This is a genomic window from Sphingobium xenophagum NBRC 107872 (genome assembly GCF_000367345.1).
GTDB lineage: Bacteria > Pseudomonadota > Alphaproteobacteria > Sphingomonadales > Sphingomonadaceae > Sphingobium > Sphingobium xenophagum.
The window spans coordinates 57,804-78,008 of the sequence record NZ_BARE01000014.1 but is presented as its reverse complement, the minus strand read 5'-3'; the positions used below and the strand labels follow the sequence as shown (position 1 = coordinate 78,008).

Annotated in this window: 19 protein-coding genes; 13 read left to right on the top strand and 6 right to left on the bottom strand. The window is 63.9% G+C overall.

Annotation, left to right across the window (positions count from 1 at the left end; genetic code table 11):
• Positions 1–30: 30 nt before the first annotated feature.
• From SX1_RS08415 to SX1_RS08400, 4 genes are all read left to right on the top strand, one after another.
• Positions 31–2,220 carry a phage tail protein gene (locus SX1_RS08415; RefSeq protein ID WP_026149595.1) on the top strand — a complete coding sequence of 730 codons (2,190 nt, stop codon included), beginning with the start codon at positions 31–33 and terminating at the stop codon, positions 2,218–2,220.
• Positions 2,221–2,252: 32 nt separating this feature from the next.
• Positions 2,253–2,750 carry a DUF2793 domain-containing protein gene (locus SX1_RS08410; RefSeq protein WP_019052624.1) on the top strand — a complete coding sequence of 166 codons (498 nt, stop codon included), beginning with the start codon at positions 2,253–2,255 and terminating at the stop codon, positions 2,748–2,750.
• 201 nt (positions 2,751–2,951) lie between these two features.
• Entirely contained in the window at positions 2,952–4,031 is a 1,080-nt protein-coding gene (locus SX1_RS08405) for an OmpA family protein (RefSeq protein WP_026149594.1), read from the top strand.
• 383 nt (positions 4,032–4,414) lie between these two features.
• Positions 4,415–4,948, top strand: a complete 534-nt coding sequence (locus SX1_RS08400; RefSeq protein WP_019052622.1) for a superoxide dismutase family protein — start codon at positions 4,415–4,417, stop codon at positions 4,946–4,948.
• Positions 4,949–5,014: 66 nt separating this feature from the next.
• Here SX1_RS08400 and thpR read toward each other — a convergent pair whose 3' ends face one another.
• Positions 5,015–5,557, bottom strand: coding sequence for an RNA 2',3'-cyclic phosphodiesterase (gene thpR / locus SX1_RS08395; RefSeq protein ID WP_019052621.1), 543 nt, complete (start codon positions 5,555–5,557; stop codon positions 5,015–5,017).
• Between the two features lie 125 nt (positions 5,558–5,682).
• On the opposite strand from thpR, the gene SX1_RS08390 reads away from it, so the two are divergent.
• Positions 5,683–6,417: a Bax inhibitor-1/YccA family protein gene (locus tag SX1_RS08390; protein ID WP_017184495.1), complete on the top strand. Its 735-nt coding sequence runs from the start codon at positions 5,683–5,685 to the stop codon at positions 6,415–6,417.
• Between the two features lie 181 nt (positions 6,418–6,598).
• Here SX1_RS08390 and SX1_RS08385 read toward each other — a convergent pair whose 3' ends face one another.
• The 4 genes from SX1_RS08385 to SX1_RS08370 all read right to left on the bottom strand — a co-directional run bounded on the left by SX1_RS08385 (position 6,599) and on the right by SX1_RS08370 (position 11,066).
• On the bottom strand, positions 6,599–7,222 hold the full coding sequence (locus tag SX1_RS08385; protein ID WP_019052620.1) for a glutathione S-transferase family protein: 624 nt from the start codon (positions 7,220–7,222) through the stop codon (positions 6,599–6,601).
• Between the two features lie 92 nt (positions 7,223–7,314).
• On the bottom strand, positions 7,315–7,971 hold the full coding sequence (locus tag SX1_RS08380) for an alpha/beta fold hydrolase (RefSeq protein ID WP_157410129.1): 657 nt from the start codon (positions 7,969–7,971) through the stop codon (positions 7,315–7,317).
• 410 nt (positions 7,972–8,381) lie between these two features.
• The gene (gene clpA / locus SX1_RS08375; RefSeq protein WP_019052618.1) at positions 8,382–10,712 is read right to left on the bottom strand and encodes an ATP-dependent Clp protease ATP-binding subunit ClpA; all 2,331 of its coding nucleotides are present in this window, start codon (positions 10,710–10,712) and stop codon (positions 8,382–8,384) included.
• Positions 10,713–10,868: 156 nt separating this feature from the next.
• Positions 10,869–11,066, bottom strand: coding sequence for a DUF1192 domain-containing protein (locus SX1_RS08370; RefSeq protein WP_017182772.1), 198 nt, complete (start codon positions 11,064–11,066; stop codon positions 10,869–10,871).
• Positions 11,067–11,144: 78 nt separating this feature from the next.
• Between SX1_RS08370 and SX1_RS08365 the strand changes: the two genes are divergently transcribed.
• The 7 genes from SX1_RS08365 (at position 11,145) to SX1_RS08335 (ending at position 18,158) form a co-directional block, all read left to right on the top strand.
• Positions 11,145–12,176, top strand: a complete 1,032-nt coding sequence (locus SX1_RS08365; RefSeq protein WP_019052617.1) for an NAD(P)H-quinone oxidoreductase — start codon at positions 11,145–11,147, stop codon at positions 12,174–12,176.
• Positions 12,177–12,512: 336 nt separating this feature from the next.
• Positions 12,513–13,388: a UDP-2,3-diacylglucosamine diphosphatase gene (locus tag SX1_RS08360; protein WP_017182774.1), complete on the top strand. Its 876-nt coding sequence runs from the start codon at positions 12,513–12,515 to the stop codon at positions 13,386–13,388.
• Between the two features lie 112 nt (positions 13,389–13,500).
• Complete coding sequence (locus tag SX1_RS08355) at positions 13,501–14,529, top strand: glycosyltransferase family 4 protein (protein WP_017182775.1); 1,029 nt, start codon at positions 13,501–13,503, stop codon at positions 14,527–14,529.
• A 115-nt stretch (positions 14,530–14,644) separates the two neighbouring features.
• Positions 14,645–15,328 (top strand): DUF1013 domain-containing protein, encoded by a 684-nt coding sequence (locus tag SX1_RS08350; RefSeq protein ID WP_017182776.1) that lies wholly within the window; start codon positions 14,645–14,647, stop codon positions 15,326–15,328.
• Between the two features lie 137 nt (positions 15,329–15,465).
• Complete coding sequence (locus SX1_RS08345) at positions 15,466–17,172, top strand: AMP-binding protein (RefSeq protein WP_026002322.1); 1,707 nt, start codon at positions 15,466–15,468, stop codon at positions 17,170–17,172.
• A gap of 87 nt (positions 17,173–17,259) precedes the next feature.
• Positions 17,260–17,793: a peptide-methionine (S)-S-oxide reductase MsrA gene (msrA, locus tag SX1_RS08340; RefSeq protein ID WP_019052615.1), complete on the top strand. Its 534-nt coding sequence runs from the start codon at positions 17,260–17,262 to the stop codon at positions 17,791–17,793.
• Positions 17,794–17,891: 98 nt separating this feature from the next.
• Entirely contained in the window at positions 17,892–18,158 is a 267-nt protein-coding gene (locus SX1_RS08335; protein ID WP_017182779.1) for a hypothetical protein, read from the top strand.
• 51 nt (positions 18,159–18,209) lie between these two features.
• Here SX1_RS08335 and SX1_RS08330 read toward each other — a convergent pair whose 3' ends face one another.
• On the bottom strand, positions 18,210–19,166 hold the full coding sequence (locus SX1_RS08330; protein ID WP_019052613.1) for an L-threonylcarbamoyladenylate synthase: 957 nt from the start codon (positions 19,164–19,166) through the stop codon (positions 18,210–18,212).
• Positions 19,167–19,302: 136 nt separating this feature from the next.
• Here SX1_RS08330 and SX1_RS08325 point away from each other — a divergent pair, with 136 nt between their 5' ends.
• Entirely contained in the window at positions 19,303–20,118 is an 816-nt protein-coding gene (locus SX1_RS08325; RefSeq protein ID WP_019052612.1) for an ATP-binding protein, read from the top strand.
• Positions 20,119–20,205: the final 87 nt, after the last annotated feature.

Below are 20,205 nucleotides of genomic sequence, written 5' to 3'. Positions count from 1 at the left end.
CGGGAGCAGGATGCGTTTTGGGAGATTGTTATGGCGACAGTGGTGCTGAGCGCGGTGGGCACGGTGATTGGCGGGCCGATCGGCGGGGCTGTCGGCGCGCTGATCGGCAATGCGATCGACCATGCGGTGCTGTTCAAGCCCAAGGGCCGGGAAGGGCCGCGCCTGAGCGAGTTACACGTGCAGACGTCGAGTTACGGGACACAGGTGCCGCGGCTGTTCGGCACGATGCGGGTGGCGGGAACGGTGATCTGGGCGACCGATCTGCGTGAAACGAAGAGCAAGAGCGGCGGCGGCAAGGGGCGGCCGAGCGTGACCAGCTACAGCTATTCGGCGAGTTTTGCGGTCGCCTTGTCAGCGCGGGCGATCGGGTCGATCGGGCGGATATGGGCCGATGGCAATTTGCTGCGCGGGGCGGCGGGGGATTTCAAGAGCGCGCTGTCGGCTTTCCGGGTGCATGACGGCGGGGCGGATCAGGCGGTCGATCCGCTGATCGCCGCGGCGCAAGGCGTGGCGGTGACTCCGGCCCATCGGGGCATGGCCTATGTGGTGTTCGAGGATCTGGCGCTGGAGGATTATGGCAATCGTATCCCGTCGCTGACGTTCGAGGTGGTAGCGGATGCGCAAGCCGTGGCGATCGAGGCGATCGCGGCGGTGGTGAGTGACGGGCGGATTGGCGGGGCCGGGCTGGCCAGTGTCGAGGGCTATGCCGCGAGCGGGGCGGACGTGCGCGAGGCTATCACGCCGCTGGTCGAGTCGCATGGGCTGGCGTTGCAGGGGTTGCAGCTGACGGCGGCCGGCGAGAGCGCGGGCGAGATCGGCGCGGCGGCTCTGGCGGCGCGGGTCAATGGACGGACGATCGACGCGGTGGAACATGCCGGCGGGGCGGCCGACGCTGTGCCGGTGGCATTGTCGCTGCGCCATTATGATGCGGCGCGCGATTATCAGGCAGGCGTGCAGCGCGTGACGCGGCCGGGGCCGGGGCGGGCCGAGCGCGGGATCGAGCTGCCCGCGGTGCTGGCGGCGGATGCGGCGCGGGAACTGGCGGGGGCGCGGCTGGCAAGTGGCTGGACCGGGCGGGCGACGATGGTGCTGCGCTGTGGCTGGGCCGCGCTGGGGCTGGAACCGGGCGAGGTGGTGCGGGTGAGCGATGCGCCGGGGCTGTGGCGGATCGAGGAGCGGGAATGGGAGGCGATGGCGGTGCGGCTGTCGCTGCGGCGGGTGCCGGGGGCTGGCGGGGTGATGCCGGGCGGCGCTTCGTCCGGCGCGATCGTGCGGCAGGTGGACGCGCCCCATGGCGTCACAAGCCTGATGCTGGCCGACCTGCCGCGACTGACCGAGGGCGTGGCCGATGCGCCGCTGGTGATCGCGGCGGCCAGTGGCGGGCCGGGGTGGCGCAGCGCGGCGCTGTTTGCGATGAGCGGAACGGGCGAGGCGATACCGATCGGCCGGAGCGCGCCGCGGGCGGTGATGGGCGTGGCGGATCATGCTCTGTCCCCTGGCAGCGTGACGATGGTGGACGGGCGCAATGCGCTGGACGTGACATTGCTGGCTGCGGACATGGCATTGTTGTCTGCGGACGAGCAAGGGTTGGCGCAGGGGCGCAACCTGTGTCTGGTGGGGCGCGAACTGATCCAGTTCGGCGCGGCGGTGCAGAACGGCGAAGCGCGCTATCGCCTGAGCGATTTGCGCCGGGGGTTGCGCGGGACCGAATGGGCGATGGACGCGCATGTGGCGGGCGAACCGTTCCTGCTGATCGAGGAAGAGCGACTCGTCGATCCGCTGGCGATGCTGGGCGTGGCGGGCGAGATTGGCGGGACGGTGCAATTGTCGGCGATCGGGCTGGGCGATGTGGAGCCTGTGGTGGCCAGTGCGGCCATCACCGGCGAGGCGCTGATGCCGCCTGCGCCCGTGCATATGCGGGCGCAGGTGGAGGGTGGCGGCTGGCAGGTCGCCTGGACGCGGCGCAGCCGGGCGGGATGGCGATGGAGCAGCGGGGGCGATGTGCCGCTCGGCGAGGAGAGCGAGCGCTATGCCGTGCGGGTGCTGAACGGCGATGCCGTGGTGCGCAGCGCCGAGACGATGGCGCCGGGCTGGACCTATGATGCGGCGATGATCGCTGTGGACAGCGGCGCGGGGCATGACGGCGCGCTGAGCGTGGAGGTGCGGCAGGTCGGCACTTTTGCGACCGGGCGGGCAGCGACGGTCGCCATCGCGATCTGACGCGGAAATTCAAGCATAGGGGAGCAAGGGTGATGGACATGACGGCGCGATGGGCGATGCCGATGCTGTTTGCCGGGCAGGCGCAGAAGGAAGTTTTTCACAATGAAGCGCTGGCGCGGATCGACGCGCTGCTGCACGGCAGGGTAGAGAGTGCGGACGTCGCAACGCCGCCCGAAACGCCGACGATCGGGCAATGCTGGATCGTGGCGGCGGGCGCGACCGGGGCGTGGGCGGAGCAGGTGGGCTGCATCGCCTGCTGGAGCGAGGGTGGCTGGCGGTTCGTCGCGCCGCGTGCCGGTCTGTCGATGGATGTCGCCGACCGGGGGCATGCGCTTTTTCATGATGGCAGCCTTTGGCGCGACGCATTATTGCGGAGCGACGGGCTGTATCTGGACGGGCAGAAAGTGGTCGGCGCGCGGCAGGCCGCGATCGCGGCACCCACGGACGGGGCGACGATTGACGTTGAGGCGCGCACTACACTGGGCGCTGTCCTAGTTGCTTTAAGGACACATGGGCTGATCGAAAGCTGAGTTTGGCAGAATTTACTTTTTATTGTCATGACCTCTGGCTATTGGAGCGATAAACCTTGCGATTAGCCTCGTAGCTGGCGTTCCCAGGCGCTACTGCGTTATTTTTGCAACGGTTTCACTATTTGTGGACTTGCCATGAAACTTTCTTCCCGATACAGGGTTTCAGCAGTCCTTCGTGACACTTTTGAAAGGGGAATTCAGATGCGGAAGCTTGCCCTCGCGGCTGCTCTTGCTACCACTGCTTTGGCCACCCCGGCTATGGCACGTGACGACAGCTGGTATGTCGGCGTTGACGCCGGTGTGCTGCTGGTCGAAGACCAGGACATGACTTTCTCGGCAGTGCCTGCCGGTGGCCGTCCGGTCCCTTCGATCGATTATCATAAGGGTTATGATTTCGACGCCAACATCGGCTATGATTTCGGCGGTTTCCGTCTGGAAGCCGAAGCCGCTTACAAGCGCGCAAAGATTGATCTCGACAAGACCGGTGGCGGTTTTGGAGGCGCGGCTTCGGCCCTGTCGTTCATGCTGAACGGCTTGCTCGACTTCGGTCCCGACGATGGCCTGCAGGGCTTTGTCGGCGGCGGCGTCGGCGTTTCGCGTGGCAAGGTTGCTTCGGACATCGTCAACGACAGCGATACGGGCTTTGCCTGGCAGGCAATCGCCGGTGTTCGCTATCCGGTGACCAACAATGTCGACGTTTCGCTGAAGTATCGCTTCTTCAACCAGGACGATATCAAGCTGATCCCGGCTTACACCACCCCTTACGGCGTTGCAGGTTCGACCGCCGACACCAAGCTGCGTACGCACAGCCTGTTGCTGGGTCTGACCTACAACTTCGGCGAACCGGCTGCTCCGCCGCCGCCTCCGCCGCCCCCGCCGCCGCCTCCCCCGCCGCCTCCGCCGCCGCCGCCTCCGCCGCCAGTGGCAGAGTGCAGCCCCGGACCGTACATCGTGTTCTTCGAATGGGACAAGTCGGACGTCACGCCTGACGCCGCCACCATTCTGGACAACGCGGTTTCGGCCTACAGCAACTGCGGCAGCGCCCAGGTCATGCTGGCGGGTTATGCGGACAAGTCGGGTTCGGCTTCGTACAACGTCGGCCTGTCGCAGCGTCGCGCTGACGCCGTCAAGGCTTACATGGCTTCGAAGGGCATCCCCGACGGCGTCATGACGACCCAGGCGTTCGGTGAATCGAACCCCCGCGTCGAAACCGCCGACGGTGTTCGCGAACTGCAGAACCGTCGCGTGGAAATCACCTACGGTCCGGGTTCGGGCATGTAAGAGACTTTTCCGTCCGCAAGGATGGAAAGCCGTTGAAGGGGCTGGTCGAAAGACCGGCCCCTTTTTCGTTGCGCTCCGGGTGACGTCGGCAGCGCGGGGTCGGGCGATTGGCGTTTGCGCCATGCACCAAGCCTTGTGTGCCTGACTTAGCCGGTACCGTGCGGATAGTAGGCGGGCGTGGGTTTCCCTGATCCCGGCAGGGTCAAGGTCTTGGCCTACTGTGTGGCGCGGAAATATGTCCGTCCGTGTGACGGGCCGGGGGAGGCCGGATCAGGTTTATAGGAATCTGTCGGGCGAAATCACAGTGACAGCCCCGTAACGATCGGCAACAAAAGCGAGGCTTCGGCGTTCGCTTTCATATTCGCCGTCTCCAGGAGTGTATCATGAAATTTGCCCCTATCCTGTTCGCGCTGCCGCTCGCCTTCGCCTTTTCAGCTTGCGCAACGACGGCAACACCCGCGGTTGCGCCGATGGCTGGCACCAAATTGATGGCAGCAGATGGATCGGCGCGCGGCACCGCCAGCGTTACCGAGGCGGCGGACGGGCTGCATGTGCTGGTCAAGGCGCAGGGGCTGACGCCGGGTATCCACGCCGTCCATGTGCATATGACTGGCGCCTGCACGGCACCGGATTTCACCAGTGCCGGGGGCCATTGGAATCCGACCGGGCGTCAGCATGGCATGGATAATCCGGCGGGCAAGCATATGGGTGACATGCCCAACATGACGGTCGGAACGGACGGGACCGGCGCGATTGAATATGTCATCGCCGACGGGACCATCAGCAGCGGGGCGATGCCGTTGCTGGACGCCGATGGCGCGGCTGTGGTGATCCATGCGAAGGCCGACGACAATGTCAGCGATCCGGCTGGCAATGCCGGCGGACGGGTCGCCTGCGGTGTCCTGAAGGCGAGTTAATGATCGGATCTTGATATTTGCATGCCCATGTCCGTGCCATGGGTTGCAAATATCAGAACCAATTCATCAGTCCGGGCTGCCGGGGCCATAATCCTCAACGATCTGATAGTGTGCGCCATTGTTGCCGAGGCGGCTTTCGAACAGCGCGAAGCTGTCGATCGTGAAGGGTGGGCTGTTCAGTGCGGCGTGGGTTGCCAGAAAGGGGTCCACGATAGCGCCGCTTCGCCCGAAGCGGGCGAGGGTGATGTGCGGCCAATAGGCGCGCTCTTCGGGTGGCTGACCCATGGCGACGCAGGCGCGATCGACCTTGCGATGCAGGCTGGCCAGCGGATCGCGCGGCTGGACCCCGGCCCAGAGTGTGTCGATGAGACCGCGTCGATCGAACACCCCGACGCCCGCAATTCTGGCATCGAACGGGGCGAAGCGGATGGTGCGCAGCGCGTCGGCAATGTCGCTCGCGCGGTGCCGATCGACCTCTCCGATGAAGCGCAGCGTCAGATGCAACTGATCGTCGCGTTGCCAGCGGGCGCCCGCGACCCCGCCCATCAGTGCAAGCAGTTGCGCGCGGTGGGCGGCCGGCGGGCGGATGGCGACGAACAGGCGATGCATGACGGGCCGACTATAGGCTTTACCGCGCGTTAGGCCAGTGCGGTTACGAGAGCGCTTGAATATCCGGCCATAAGCGCCGATAATGGAATCAGCGGCGACAATGACGCCGACGAAGGAGAATTTTCATGGCCAACTGGTCCGATCCCCGTTCCAATATTGCGGGCTTTGGCGGTAATAGCGTCGCGCGGGGCGAGGCGTTCGACGCCGGTCTGCGCAGCTACATGCTGTCGGTCTATAATTATATGGCGAGCGGCGTTTTGCTGACGGGCATCGTCGCGGTGCTGTTTGCGTCGAGCGGGCTGGCCTATCAGGTGCTGGCTGGTCCCGGCATCCTGAAATATGTCATCATGTTCGCGCCTTTGGTGTTCGTGATGGTGCTGAGCTTTGGCATCAACCGGCTGTCGACGGTGGCGGCGCAGGGTCTGTTCTGGGCCTATGCGGCGGTGATGGGCCTGTCGCTCTCGTCCATCTTCCTGGTCTATACCGGCACATCGATCGCCCAGACCTTCTTTGCGACGGCAGCCGCTTTCGCGGGGCTGAGCCTGTTTGGCTATACCACCAAGAAGGATCTGTCGGGTTTCGGTACCTTCCTGATCATGGGCGTTGTTGGCCTGCTGGTCGCCAGCCTCATCAACCTGTTCCTGAAATCGAGCGCGATGGATCTGGTCATCAGCTTCATCGGCGTGCTGCTGTTCGCGGGCCTGACCGCCTATGACACGCAGAAGATCAAGAGCATCTACGCGCATGTCGCGGGCACGGACATGATGGGCAAGTCGGTCGTCATGGGGGCGCTGAACCTCTATCTCGACTTCATCAACATGTTCCTGTTCCTGCTGCGCTTCATGGGCAATCGCGACTGATTGGCCTGGATAGCGAGATAAAGGAAGGCCCGGCGGAGACACCTCCGCCGGGCTTTTTTTGTACAAGTCTTGCGCCAACATCCGTTCGTTTTGAGCGCAGTCGAGAAACGAGGCGTGTCAGGCGCGAATGCTGCGCTGCTTGCTTCTCGACTAGGCTCGAAGCGAACGGGGCGGGGGAGACTTAACCCTGATTCTGCATTGCCGCGATCAGGGCGCCGTCGATCTCCTTTTGCCGCTGATAGGCGGGGCGCGCGCGCAGACGTTCCGCATAGGCGGTGAAGGCGGGCCGCTCCGGCACGGTGCCGAAGGACAGGCCCCAATCAATCTGTGACCCCACATAGACGTCGGCGGCGGTGAACTGGTCGCCGCAAATCCATGCCTCGCCCGACACGGCCTGTTCGAGCGTATTCAGCACGTCGTCGAGCGAGCCATAGCCTGCGGTCCGTTCGCGCCCTTCCGGCAGGACGAAGCCCATAGCGTTGTTGGTGATCGCGGCTTCGAGCGGCCCGGCCGCGAAGAAGAGCCAGCGATAATAGGCGCCGCGTGCTTGGGCTGGCGGGGCGAGGTTGGCGGCGGGGAAGGCATCGGCGAGATAGGCGCAGATGGCGGCACATTCGGTGACGATGGTACCGTTGTGGACGATCGCGGGTACCTTGCCCATCGGGTTGATCGCGAGATAGTCGGGAGCCTTCATGGTCGTCGCATAGTCGAGAATGACGGGGTCATAGGGGACGCCAACTTCCTCCAGCATCCAGCGGACGATCTGCCCGCGCGACATGGGGTTGGTGTAGAAGGTGAGGGTCATGACATATATCCTCTGGAATGACGGCGGCTGGAACATAACGAAAACATGATCGTGTGACCAGACCGGATTGAGAGGGCCTTCGGCGGCATGCGCTATGCGTGCTGGAAGCTGCCGTCGCGCAGGAAATGCATGACCTGATCAGCGACCGGCCGCGTGTAGATCATGGCGGTGTGGGCGACGGGCATGACAATATGGTCGCTCTGCCCAGCAAGGTGGGTGGCGCGGACACTAACCTTGCCGTCGTTGGCTGCGCGAAATATCCGGTTGGATGTCATGCCGTTCATGGGCTTGTCGCCCGCAATGATTCCCACAGGATAGTCGACGGTGCCCAACGTCGCCTCGACCGCTGGGAGCCGTCGGGTCCGCAGCAGGTCGCCGGCATGGTGGAGGATCGGGCGATTCAGTCGCAGGCGATACAGAAGGTCGGCGATCTCACTGCCGCTATTGGGTGTGCCCAGCATGACGACGCGACCGAGCCGGATGGGACGATGGCGGGCGATATAAGCGCGCAATATGAGGCCGCCCATGGAATGACCTACGCCATGAATGCGGGCGGCATGGGCGATGGGCGACGCTGCGAGGCGATCGTGCAGATGGTCCAGTACGCGGTCGAGCGGCCAGCGCCAACTAGGGTAACCGATATTCGCGACGAGATAGCCTGCTTCACGCAAACGACGCGCGAGCAGGGCTGTCTGGAGATGATGGCCGCCGAAGCCGTGGAGGAGGATGATGCCTTCAGTCACCGACATTCCCGTCGTCATCGAGCGGTTCATATGTCCCGGTTGGAAGTTGCGGAGCGTAGCGATGTCGGCTTTGACACCAATATAGAGGACGCCCCTTGGCTCAGTGGTCATGACATAGGTGTAGCCGCCTCGCGCCATATCCGACTATAGCGCATCTATGCCTGAGACCCCAGCCTTCGCTGGGGTGACGGTGAAATGCATGTCTCCTTTACGGTGCTTGCACCCGCAAAGCCGCTATTCGGCTACCCACCCATATAGCGTTAGCGATCTGACTCCTCTGCCATCGCCAACCTAGTTGCGTGGCGAAAGATGGATCCCCGCCTCCGCGGGGATGACGGGGTTGGGGGATTGGTGGGGTGGCATGAAAAAGGGCGGCCTTTGCGGGCCGCCCTTTTTGTTTGCGACTGTAAGCGCGCTTATTTGGTGCCTTCCGGCGTCTTGGCCTTGCCGCCCTTCTTGCCCTTTTTGGGGGCGGCGGGGGTGATTTCGAAGGCCAGGGCCCCAACCCCGTCGGTTTCCTTCATATGGACATGGACTTCGCCGCCATGGACCAGCTTGCCGAAGAGTAGTTCCTCGGCCAGCGGCTGCTTGATCTTTTCCTGCATCAGGCGGCCCATCGGGCGGGCACCGTAGAGCTTGTCATAGCCCTTCTTGGTGAGCCAGGCCTTCGCCTCTTCGTCCAGGGTGATGTGGACGTCGCGGTCGGCCAGTTGCAGTTCGAGTTGCAGCACGAACTTGTCGATGACGCGGGCGACGATTTCCGGCGGTAGATAGCCGAACGGCACGATCGCATCGAGACGGTTGCGGAATTCGGGGGTGAAAAGCTTTTTCACCGCGTCTTCCTGCACATCTTCGCGCGTGAGTTCGCCAAAGCCGATGCTTTCCTTCGCCATGTCCGACGCACCGGCATTGGTGGTCATGATGAGGATGGTGTTGCGGAAATCGACCGTCTTGCCGTGATGGTCGGTCAGGCGGCCATTATCCATCACCTGCAACAGGATGTTGAACAGGTCCGGGTGCGCCTTTTCGATTTCGTCGAGCAGCAGGACGCTGTGCGGTTGCTGGTCGACGGCATCGGTCAGGAGGCCGCCCTGATCATAGCCGACATAGCCCGGAGGCGCGCCGATCAGGCGGCTGACCGAGTGGCGTTCCATATATTCCGACATGTCGAAACGCTGAAGCGGGATGCCGAGCAGGGTCGCAAGCTGACGTGCCACCTCCGTCTTGCCGACGCCGGTTGGGCCGGAGAAGAGATAGTTGCCGATCGGCTTGTCGGGATCACGCAGGCCCGCGCGCGACAGCTTGATCGCGCTGGACAGCACTTCGATCGCCTTGTCCTGGCCAAAGACGACGCGCTTCAGGTCCGTGGTCAGCGATTCCAGAACGCTCTTGTCATCGGACGACACGGTCTTGGGTGGGATGCGGGCCATGGTCGCGATGACCTGCTCGATCTCCCTGGGCGTGATCGTCTTTTTACGCTTGGAGGGCACGACCAGCATCTGCATCGCGCCGACTTCGTCGATCACGTCGATCGCCTTGTCGGGCAATTTGCGGTCGTTGATGTAGCGCGCGGACAGTTCCACCGCCGCCTTGATCGCGTCCGGCGTATATTTGACGTGGTGATGCTCCTCGAACGCCGAGCGCAGCCCCGCGAGGATCTTGATCGTATCCTCCACCGAGGGTTCGTTGACGTCGATCTTCTGGAAGCGCCGGAGCAGCGCCCGGTCCTTTTCGAAATGGTTGCGGAATTCCTTGTAGGTGGTCGAGCCGATGCACCGGATCGTGCCGCCGGACAAAGCGGGCTTCAGAAGGTTCGAGGCATCCATCGCGCCGCCGCTGGTCGCGCCAGCGCCGATCACGGTGTGGATTTCGTCGATGAACAAGACGGCGTGCGGCAGCTTTTCCAGTTCGGTGACGACGGCCTTCAGCCGCTCTTCAAAATCGCCGCGATAGCGGGTGCCGGCCAGCAACGCGCCCATGTCGAGCGAGTAGATGACGGCTTCCTTGAGCACGTCGGGCACTTCGCCTTCGATGATCTTGCGCGCCAGACCTTCGGCGATCGCGGTCTTGCCGACGCCGGGATCGCCGACATAGAGCGGGTTGTTCTTCGACCGGCGGCACAGGATCTGGATCGTGCGATCAACCTCCGATGCGCGGCCGATGAGGGGGTCTACCTTGCCCCGCTCCGCCTTTTCATTCAGGTTGACGGTGAACTGATCGAGGGCGCTGTCCTTCTTACCCTTGCCGTCCTGCACCTTCTTCTCCTCTTCGGCTGCCCCCTTGGTCTCCTGACGCTCAGGCGTGGGCGTACCCTTGCCGACGCCATGGCTGATGAAGCTCACGGCATCGAGACGGCTCATATCCTGCTGTTGCAGGAAATAGACGGCGTAGCTTTCACGTTCGGAAAAGAGCGCGACGAGGACGTTGGCCCCGGTCACTTCATCCTTGCCGGAGGATTGTACGTGGAGGATGGCGCGCTGGACCACGCGCTGAAAACCGCTGGTGGGGGAAGGGTCGCTCGCCCCTTCGACCTTGAGGCTGTCCAGTTCGGTATCGAGATATTGGGTGACGGCATCACCCAGCTCGCCGATTTCCACGCCGCATGCCTGCATCACCTTCGACGCATGTTCATCGTCGATCAGCGCCAGCAGAAGATGCTCCAGCGTCGCATATTCATGCTTGCGTTCCGACGCATGGGTCAGCGCATTGTGCAAGGTGGTTTCCAGAGCGGGTGCGAAAGAAGGCATGTCTGTTCTACTCCTGGCCCGATGAGAGGGCGGTATTGAACCTTATGTCGGCATTGCTCGACGCTGGATCAAGACGCGCGCCTTGACCTGCGGAATTGCCAGACTGACCGTGCCCGGTAGAACCCTTCGTCAGGGTGCGTGGGGCAAGGCGCGGGTTCATCGCTTGAATAACGCCTCGGCTATTGCCTTATGGTTAACGGCGTATTCCATTTTCGCTTCTGTCCGCGCTATTTCCGCCTTCAGGGCGGCGATGCGGGCGTCCAGTTCAGCCACGGACAAGGGGTCCAGATCCTGCATCAGCAGCCGGGCCAGTGGATCGTCAGCCCGGTGAGGGAGATCATCATCCTTGTCCATGAACGGTAATGTTGACCCTGCGGGCCACTCTGTCAATAAGGGCGCGCATTCCGCCGGTCGATTTTGGTGCGATGCAGCATGAGCAGGTTTTGGGGGGAAGCGACGATGGCCGATGGCAACCGCGTACCGGGCGAGATGATGGCGATCGCCATTCCCGTGCCCGGTGGGCCTGATGCGCTGGTGCCGCAGACGCGGCCAGTGCCGGTACCGGGCGATGACGAGGTGCTGATCCGCGTGGCCGCCGCCGGGGTGAACCGGCCCGACGTGCTGCAACGGCAGGGCAAATATCCGCCGCCGCCCGGCGCTTCGGACATTCCGGGGCTGGAAGTATCCGGCACGATCGTGGCGGCCGGGCAGGGCGGCGAGTTGCTGATCGGGCAGCGCGTCTGTGCGCTGCTGGCCGGGGGCGGTTATGCGCAATATGCTCTGGCGCCCGCGGGGCAATGCCTGCCGGTGCCGGCGAGCTATGACCTGATCGAGGCGGCGGCGCTGCCGGAGACATTGTTTACCGTATGGACCAACCTGTTCGAGCGCGCCTATGCGGTGGGCGGCGACACGGTGCTGGTGCATGGCGGAACCAGCGGGATCGGCACCATGGCGATCCGGCTGTGCAATCTGTTCGACGTGAAGATCATCGTCACCTGCGGATCGGACGAGAAATGCGCGGCCGCCAGGGCATGGGGCGCGGACGAGGCGATCAATTACAAGACCCAGGATTATGTCGCCGAGGTGAAGCGGATCACCGGCGGGCAGGGCGTTCAGGCGGTGCTGGACATGGTGGGCGGCGATTATCTGCCGCGCAACCTGGAGTGCCTGGCCGAGGATGGGCGGCATGTGTCGATCGCGGTGCTGGGCGGACCGAAGGCGGACGTGTTTATTCCGGCCATCATGCAGCGGCGGCTGACACTGACCGGATCGACGCTGCGGGCGCGGTCGGTGGGCTTCAAGAGCCTGGTCGCGGACGAACTGGTGCGGACAGTGTGGTCCTTCGTCGAAGACGGCAAGCTGCGCCCGGCGATGGACCAGCGGTTCGCGCTGGCGGATGCGAGCAAGGCGCACGCGCGGATGGATGCGGGCGAGCATTTCGGCAAGATTGTGCTGGTGGTTTGAGGGGGGCGTGGAGCTGGCGGCGTAGGCTAAACGCGCTTCCCGCAGCATGAATACCGTGCAGGGCGTCGTTCCTATCCCCACGTCATGCTGAACTTGTTTCAGCATCCATTTCTCGTCACAAGCGGAGGCTCATGGCGCGCGATGGATGCTGAAACAAGTTCAGCATGACGAAGTGAAATGACGCGCCTTCAATCTGTGATAGCTCCGTCCCGTGGGCGGGAGGGGAGCTGTAAAACCCACGCAAACCGTAGTATTTCCGTCATATTCGCTTCGGAACTGTAACATTGCAGCGGTAGGGAACCGGTCCTGAGGGCATCAGTCTTTGGGGATCGCATCATGAACGCCATCACGCGCCTGCCATTTCTGGCGGACCTGCCGGAGGACGGCGCCGAGCCATTTTCCGTACCCGAACGGACGCAGGGCGAGCGCCGCCGGTTTCGCACCATCTGGATCTCCGACATCCACCTTGGCACGCGCGGATGCAATGCGGCGATGCTGATCGATTTCCTCGACAATGTGGACAGCGACACGATCTATCTGGTGGGCGACATTATTGACGGATGGCGGCTGAAGAAGCGCTTTTACTGGCCCGCCAGCCATAATGATGTGGTGTGGCGGCTGATGAAGCGGGCCAAGCGCGGCACGCGGGTCGTCTATATCCCCGGCAATCATGACGAGATGTTCCGCCAGTTCACCGGCATGAATTTCGGTGGCGTGGAAATCCGGCGCAAGGCGATCCACATGACGGCCGACGGGCGCAAGCTGCTGGTGCTGCATGGCGATGAATTCGACACGATCATGCTGGCGCATCGCTGGCTCGCCTTTGTCGGCGACGCCGCCTACACCACGCTGATGCGGCTGAATGTCGTGGTCAATGCGGTGCGGCAGCGCATGGGCCTGCCCTATTGGTCGCTCAGCAAAATGGCCAAGCACAAGGTCAAGAACGCCGTATCCTTCATTTCCCAATTTGAGGAAGTGGTCGCCCATGAAGCGGGCGCGCGGGGCGTGGATGGCGTGGTATGCGGGCATATCCACAACGCTGAAATGCGCGAGATTGCAGGCGTCGCTTATTATAATGATGGCGACTGGGTGGAAGGCTGCACCGCGCTGGTCGAGCATGAGTGCGGGCGGATGGAAGTGCTGCACTGGGCCGATGAAATCGCCGCGCGGACCCAAGGCCAGCAGGGCGAACGGGCGCGGATGGCGGCTTAGGATTTCAGGCAGTCGTGCTCCCGCGCAGGCGGGAGTCCAGTCCAAACGTCTGAACTGGGTTCCCGCCTGCGCGGGAACATGCGGGATTAGGGCGAGATGACGGAGTGATCCCATGCGCATTATGATCGTCACCGATGCATGGACGCCGCAGGTCAATGGCGTGGTGCGCACGCTCCAGACGATCCGCGCGGAACTGGAGGCGATGGGGCATGAGGTCCGGGTGCTTTCGCCTGATCTGTACGGGTCCATTCCCTGCCCGACCTATCCCGAAATAAGGCTGGCGCTGGTGCGACCGGGCGTGGTGGGGCAGGCGATCGCCGCCTTCCAGCCGGAAGCCGTGCATCTGGCGACGGAAGGGCCGCTGTGCCTGGCGGCGCGGCGCTGGTGTCTGCGCAGCGGCGTGCCGTTCACCACTGCCTATCACACCCATTTCCCCGACTATGTGGCGCAGCGCACCGGGCTGCCCCCGGCCTGGTTCTGGCGTTATATCCGCTGGTTTCACGGCCCTGCGCAGGCGGTGCTGGTGTCGACCGGATCGGTGCGCGCGCAATTGCGCGCCCATGGGCTGCACAATGTATTGCCATGGGGCCGGGGCGTGGACCTGAGCGCCTTTACGCCGGACGCGCAGCCGCCCGCCCTGTTCGCCGATCTGCCCCGGCCGATCATGCTGGCGGTTGGCCGGGTGGCGGTGGAGAAGAATCTGGAAGCCTTTCTGGCGACCGATCATCCCGGCACCAAGGTGGTCGTCGGCGACGGCCCGGCGCGCGCATCGCTGGAGCGGCGCTATCCCGAAGCGCTGTTCATGGGGCCATTGTTCGGCGAGACGCTGGCAGGCGCCTATGCCGGGGCCGATGTGTTCGTTTTTCCGAGCCGCACCGACACGTTCGGCCTGGTGATGATAGAGGCGCTGGCCTGCGGCACGCCGGTCGCGGCCTATCCCGTCACCGGGCCGGTCGATATCGTGACCCCCGAATGCGGCGCGCTGTCGGAGGATCTGGGGCAGGCGATCGCCACTGCGCTGGCCTGCGACCGGGCGGCCTGTGCCGCCTATGGCCGCAGCTTTAGCTGGGAACGCAGCGCGCGCGAGTTCCTGGCGGGACTGCACACCATCGACCGGTTGGGGCTGGACAGCGCGGCCTGACGCTTTTCCTTGCTCGAACGGGCATGATCGACTATCTCCAGACGGTCGCGGCCGCCCTGCTTGGGCGGCCCTTATCGTTTTTGTGCCGGAGAATGTTCCCGTGTCCCAGCCACTCATGCCCCATGCGACCGCCAGCTGGCTGGTCGACAACAGCGCTCTGAGCTTTGAACAGATTGCGGAATTTTGCGGGCTTCACATCCTGGAAGTGCAGGCGATCGCCGATGATACCGCCAGCACCAAATATACCGGCCGTGACCCGGTGCGCGCCCATGAAATCACGATGGAAGAAATCCACAAGGGCGAACAGAATCCCGACTATAAGCTGAAGATGCTGAAAGGCCCGGAGCCTGTCCGTCGCACCAAGGGGCCGCGATACACGCCGGTGTCCAAGCGGCAGGACAAGCCCGATGGCATCGCCTGGATCCTGCGCAATCACCCCGAAGTGTCCGATGGCGCGATCGGCAAGCTGATCGGCACCACCCGCACCACCATCGCGGCGATCCGCGACCGGACCCACTGGAACATTTCCAACATCACGCCCAAGGACCCGGTGACGCTGGGTCTGTGTTCGCAGCGCGAACTGGACGCTCTGGTGGCCAAGACCGCCAAGAAGCTGGGCATCGAGGCGCCGGCCGATTCGCGGCTGGATGGCGACCGTGCGGCGCTGATCGAGGAGCTGCGGCGCGAGCGTGACGACAATGCCCGGCGCGCTGATGAGGCGCTGCGCAGCGAGGCGGAACTGATTTCGGGCATCGCCACGATCCTTGATCCGTTCAGCAACAACAAGGGCAGCGTTTGATGCCGTAGCGTCATTGGGCGACTGGCCGTAAGTCGCCGCAATGCAGCATTTTTTCAGGGCCGCGCCGGGCAGTCGGTGCGGCCTTTTTGCTGAGGTTGACGCTTGCGTAAAGTGACCGTTGGCCATAGACTTCCCCCATGGAGAGCATAGAGAAAATCTGGCGGGAGCATTATCAGCACCCCACCGTATGGGAACGAACATTCCCCCCTTTGTCGATGGGTGAGATGGTCACCAGCAGCGCGCTGGCCCACCCCGATGCACCGATGATCGATTTCATGGGTCGCCGGTTCAGCTATGGTACGATGTTCGGGCAAATCCGCCGCATTGCATGCGGTTTGCAGGCGATGGGGGTGCAAAAGGGCGACCGGGTGGGCCTGTATCTGCCCAACACGCCCCATTATGTCGCGGCCTATTATGGCGCGCTGATCGCTGGCGCGATCGTCGTCAATTTCTCCCCCCTCTACACCGCTGCCGAACTGGAACATCAGGTCGAGGATAGCGGGACGAAAATCCTGTTCACCCTGTCGGCCAAGGCGCTGCTTCCTACCGCGTTGGAAGTGCTGGAGCATAGCAGCCTGGAGAAGCTGGTGGTCGGATCGGTGGCGGAGATGCTGCCCCCGGTCAAATCCCTGCTGTTCCGCCTGTTCAAGGCGAGCGAGTCCGTGCCCTTGCCGGACGATCCGCGCGTGCTGCGCTATGACAGGCTGATCGCCAATGCGGGCGACTGCACGGTGCCCTCGATCGACCCGGAGCGGGACATCGCCCTGCTGCAATATACAGGCGGGACGACAGGCACGCCCAAGGGGGCGATGCTGACCCACCAGAATCTGACCGCCAATGCGCGGCAGGCGCAGGCGATCGACCCGCACGCGAATGAGGAGGATCGCATCATCGCGGTGCTGCCCTTCTTCCATGTGTTCGCCAATACCTGCACGCTCAACCGCACCGTGATCAATGGCGGCGAGATGGTCATGCTGCCCCGTTTCGACGCAGCGCAGGTGCTGGCGGCGGTGCAGCGGGTCAAGGCGACATCGCTGCCGGGCGTGCCGACCATGTTCCAGGCGCTGCTGGATCATCCAGCGATCCGCAACATCGACTTTTCGTCGCTGCGGGCCTGTATTTCGGGCGGTGCGCCGCTGCCGCTGGAAGTGCGGCAACGGTTCGAGGCGGCGACGGGCGCCAAGCTGATCGAAGGTTATGGCCTCACCGAAACCAGCCCGATCGTCTGTTCCAATCCCTATGAGGGGCTGAACAAGACCGGGACGGTGGGACAGCCGGTGCCGGGGACGCGGGTGAAGCTGGTGGATCGCGAAGACCCTACCAGGCCGCCGCCGCCCGGAGAGCCGGGCGAATTGCTGTTCGCCGGGCCGCAGATCATGAAAGGCTATTGGAACCGGCCGGATGCCGACGCCGATGTCTTTATCGGCGATTTCATCCGCACCGGCGATGTGGGCGAGATTGACGAGGATGGCTATGTCCGCATCGTCGACCGATTGAAGGACATGATCGCCGTTGGCGGCTTCAAAGTGTTTCCGAGCCAGGTCGAGGCGGTCCTCTACCATCATCCGATGGTCAAGGAGGCGCTGGTCATCGGCATCCCCGACCGTTACCGCGGCGAACAGCCCAAGGCGTTCGTGACGCTGGCCGAGGATGCGGAGATTGACGGCGCGGCGTTGAAGGACTGGCTCAATCCGCAACTGGGCAAGCATGAACGGGTGTGCGAGGTCGAGGTGCGGCTGAACCTGCCCCGCACGCTGGTCGGCAAGCTATCGCGCAAGGAACTGGTCGCCGAGGAACGCGCGAAAGCGGCCGCGCGCGCTGCGGAGGCTGGAACAGCGGCCTGAGCCTTCCTATCTGCATGTCCAAGCATAGCCCCTGCCACCGTTCGGGCGAATGGCGGCGGGGACTAATCAGGTTTGGAAGGAATAATCATGGCGCAAGAAATCGCGACGCTGGCAGGTGGATGCTTCTGGTGTACCGAGGCGGTGTATCAGAATCTGAAAGGCGTGAGCGCCGTCGAGAGCGGCTATATTGGCGGGGAGCGGCCCAACCCGACCTATGAACAGGTCTGTTCCGGCACGACCGGCCATGCCGAGGCCATCCGCGTCAGTTTCGATCCCGACGTGATCAGCTATGCCGATCTGCTCGACATTTTCTTTGCGACGCATAACCCGACGACGCTGAACCGGCAGGGCAATGATGTCGGCACCCAATATCGATCCGCCATCTTCCCTCATTCTCCTGAGCAGGAGGCCGAGGCAAAGGCCGCGATCGGCCGGGCGCAGCCGGATCATGCCGACGCAATCGTCACCACGATCGAGCCGGACGGCCCCTGGTATCCGGCGGAGGATTATCATCAGCAATATTGGGACCGGGTCGGCGACCGCAATCCCTATTGCATGGCAGTGATCCCGCCCAAGCTCGCGAAGTTGCGCAAGGGCTTTGCCGAAAAGATGGACGCCTGATTTTCCGCGACGTGCTTTACCGCTTTTTGTAGCCAGCTTAGGCTATGGTTAAGATGGGCTATGCCAGTAGGGCGGCGAACCACGTCGGGGGACTGAAGATGAACAAGATGATGATGCTGGCCGCGCCGCTGATGCTGCTGGCTCTGCCCGGCTGTATTGCCAAGACGGCGCTGGACATTGCCACCATGCCGGTGCGCGCGGGCGCGCAGGCGGCGGACTGGGCAACGACCAGCCAGGACGAGGCCGACCGCAATTATGGTCGCAAGATGCGCGAGCAGGAAGCGCGTGATGGCAAGGCGCGCAAGAAGGCGGACAAGGAACGCCGCCGCCAGTGCAGGGATGCTGGCTACGACAATTGCGATTAAACAACGACTTTCGACTGCAATCCCGACCCCCGCAGGTGGAATTGCGCCGCTCTAAGCCGCCGCGCGTTTCAGCCGGTCGTTGATCGCCGCGCCTATCCCGCTTTCGGGGATGGGGGCGACGGCGATGCGCTGCTGCGCGCTCGCGTCGGCGATGTGCAGCGCGGCGAAGAGATTGGCGGCCGCCTCCCGGACGTCCGCCTCCGGGCTGAGATTGATGTGGCAGGGCATCAGGCCGAAGCCGATCAGATATTCGTCCCGCTCCGCCCGCATGGCGTCGAGCCGTACCGGCTTGGACGGCGCATAATGGCTTTCTAACTGGCCCGGCGCTTCGATCTTCGTTTCGCCCTTGCCGATCAGGATGGGCAGGCCGGTCGCTTCCTCCAGCATCGCCGCCGTCACTGAACCGGGGCGCAGCAGCCGCACATGATCATGCTCCGGCGCGGCGATGGTCGATTCCACGCCCTCGCTGGTCGGCCCTTCATCCAGTATCAAGCGCACCCGGCCATTGAGGCTGGCCAGCACATGCTCGGCCCGTGTCGGGCTGATCGACCCGCTGCGATTGGCCGATGGCGCGGCAAGAGGCCGTCCGCTTTCGCGGATCAGCGCGCGCATCGCGGGGTGCGCTGGCAAGCGCAGCGCCACCGTGGGCAGGCCCGCCATCACCAGCGGGGAGAGGCCGCTGTCGGCCCGGACCGGCAGCACCAGCGTCAACGGTCCCGGCCAGAACCGATCCGCCAGACTGTTGGCGACGGGCGAGAAATCCGCCAGCCGCTCGGCCATCGTCCGGTCGGCGACATGGACGATCAGCGGATTGAAACTCGGTCGCCCCTTGGCGCTGTAGATGGCGGCGACGGCGTGGCTGTCGGTTGCATTGGCGGCCAGGCCATAGACGGTTTCGGTGGGCACCGCGACTGGTTCACCAGCGCGGATCAGCAACGCCGCCTCGCGCAGGGATTCTGCGCCGTAGCGGCAGGATCGGGTGGAATAGGCTGGATTTGGGATGGTCACGGCCCCCGCGATATAGACGGCGAACCGACCGAGTAAAAGGCCATTGCGTCAGTCGCATGACATGGGCTGACGAGAGGAGCGGATGCGAGGCGCGCCATGGCTTGCCGCGCTGTCGCTCGCCCGGTAAGTCCCCGGCATGACCGACGATCTCCTCATCCGCATTGCCGAGGCGCTGGAACGGCTCGCGCCGCCGCCCGCGCCGTCCGCCGATCTTGCCGCGTCGCCTGCTTATGTATGGGACGGTCGGGCTATCCGGGCGGTGGAGGCATTCGCGCCGGTGGATTACGACCTGCTGACCGGGATCGACGCGCAAAAGGGCGCGCTGCTCGACAATAGCCGCCGTCATGCGGCGGGCCACGCGGCGCATGACGTGCTGCTATGGGGCGCGCGCGGGACGGGCAAGTCGGCGGTGGTGGCGTCCGTCGTCGGCCAGTTGCAGCGGGAGGGCCGGGACATCGCCCTGCTGCAATGCGCGATCGACGAACTGGCGAGCCTGCCCACGCTTTTCTCTTTGCTGCGCGGCACGAACCGGCCCTTCATCCTGTTCCTCGACGATCTGGGCTTTGACGAAGGGGTGGGCGATGCCCGGTCGCTGCGATCCTTGTTGCAGGGGGGCACGGCGGCGCGCCCGGCCAATGTGCGGCTCTATGTGACGTCGAACCGCCGCCATATCGTGCCCCGGCATCTGTCGGAGCAGGATGACCCGATCAATCCGCGCGACGTGGTGGATGACCGGATGGCGCTGTCTGATCGGTTCGGTTTGAGCCTGGGCTTCCACGCGCTCGATCAGGACGCCTATGTCGCGATCGTGCGCGGCTATGCGGACAAGCTTGGCATCTGTTTCGATCCGATGGAGGCGGTCCAATGGTCGACCCAGCGCGGCAGCCGGTCCGGGCGGGTGGCATGGCAATATGTCGTCGAACTGGCGGGCCGCAACGGGTTGCGCGTGTAACAAGCATATATCCGTTCGTTTCGAGCGAAGTCGAGAAACGTCTAGTGGATTGATTTTGACATTTGCATCCCCTGGCGGCTGGGATGG

Coding starts and splice junctions, on each gene's coding strand:
- SX1_RS08415 (WP_026149595.1), top strand. CDS start 31: ATGGCGACAGTGGTGCTGAGCGCGGTGGGCACGGTGATTGGCGGGCCG.
- SX1_RS08410 (WP_019052624.1), top strand. CDS start 2,253: ATGGACATGACGGCGCGATGGGCGATGCCGATGCTGTTTGCCGGGCAG.
- SX1_RS08405 (WP_026149594.1), top strand. CDS start 2,952: ATGCGGAAGCTTGCCCTCGCGGCTGCTCTTGCTACCACTGCTTTGGCC.
- SX1_RS08400 (WP_019052622.1), top strand. CDS start 4,415: ATGAAATTTGCCCCTATCCTGTTCGCGCTGCCGCTCGCCTTCGCCTTT.
- thpR (WP_019052621.1), bottom strand. CDS start 5,557: ATGCATCGCCTGTTCGTCGCCATCCGCCCGCCGGCCGCCCACCGCGCG.
- SX1_RS08390 (WP_017184495.1), top strand. CDS start 5,683: ATGGCCAACTGGTCCGATCCCCGTTCCAATATTGCGGGCTTTGGCGGT.
- SX1_RS08385 (WP_019052620.1), bottom strand. CDS start 7,222: ATGACCCTCACCTTCTACACCAACCCCATGTCGCGCGGGCAGATCGTC.
- SX1_RS08380 (WP_157410129.1), bottom strand. CDS start 7,971: ATGTCGGTGACTGAAGGCATCATCCTCCTCCACGGCTTCGGCGGCCAT.
- clpA (WP_019052618.1), bottom strand. CDS start 10,712: ATGCCTTCTTTCGCACCCGCTCTGGAAACCACCTTGCACAATGCGCTG.
- SX1_RS08370 (WP_017182772.1), bottom strand. CDS start 11,066: ATGGACAAGGATGATGATCTCCCTCACCGGGCTGACGATCCACTGGCC.
- SX1_RS08365 (WP_019052617.1), top strand. CDS start 11,145: ATGAGCAGGTTTTGGGGGGAAGCGACGATGGCCGATGGCAACCGCGTA.
- SX1_RS08360 (WP_017182774.1), top strand. CDS start 12,513: ATGAACGCCATCACGCGCCTGCCATTTCTGGCGGACCTGCCGGAGGAC.
- SX1_RS08355 (WP_017182775.1), top strand. CDS start 13,501: ATGCGCATTATGATCGTCACCGATGCATGGACGCCGCAGGTCAATGGC.
- SX1_RS08350 (WP_017182776.1), top strand. CDS start 14,645: ATGCCCCATGCGACCGCCAGCTGGCTGGTCGACAACAGCGCTCTGAGC.
- SX1_RS08345 (WP_026002322.1), top strand. CDS start 15,466: ATGGAGAGCATAGAGAAAATCTGGCGGGAGCATTATCAGCACCCCACC.
- msrA (WP_019052615.1), top strand. CDS start 17,260: ATGGCGCAAGAAATCGCGACGCTGGCAGGTGGATGCTTCTGGTGTACC.
- SX1_RS08335 (WP_017182779.1), top strand. CDS start 17,892: ATGAACAAGATGATGATGCTGGCCGCGCCGCTGATGCTGCTGGCTCTG.
- SX1_RS08325 (WP_019052612.1), top strand. CDS start 19,303: ATGACCGACGATCTCCTCATCCGCATTGCCGAGGCGCTGGAACGGCTC.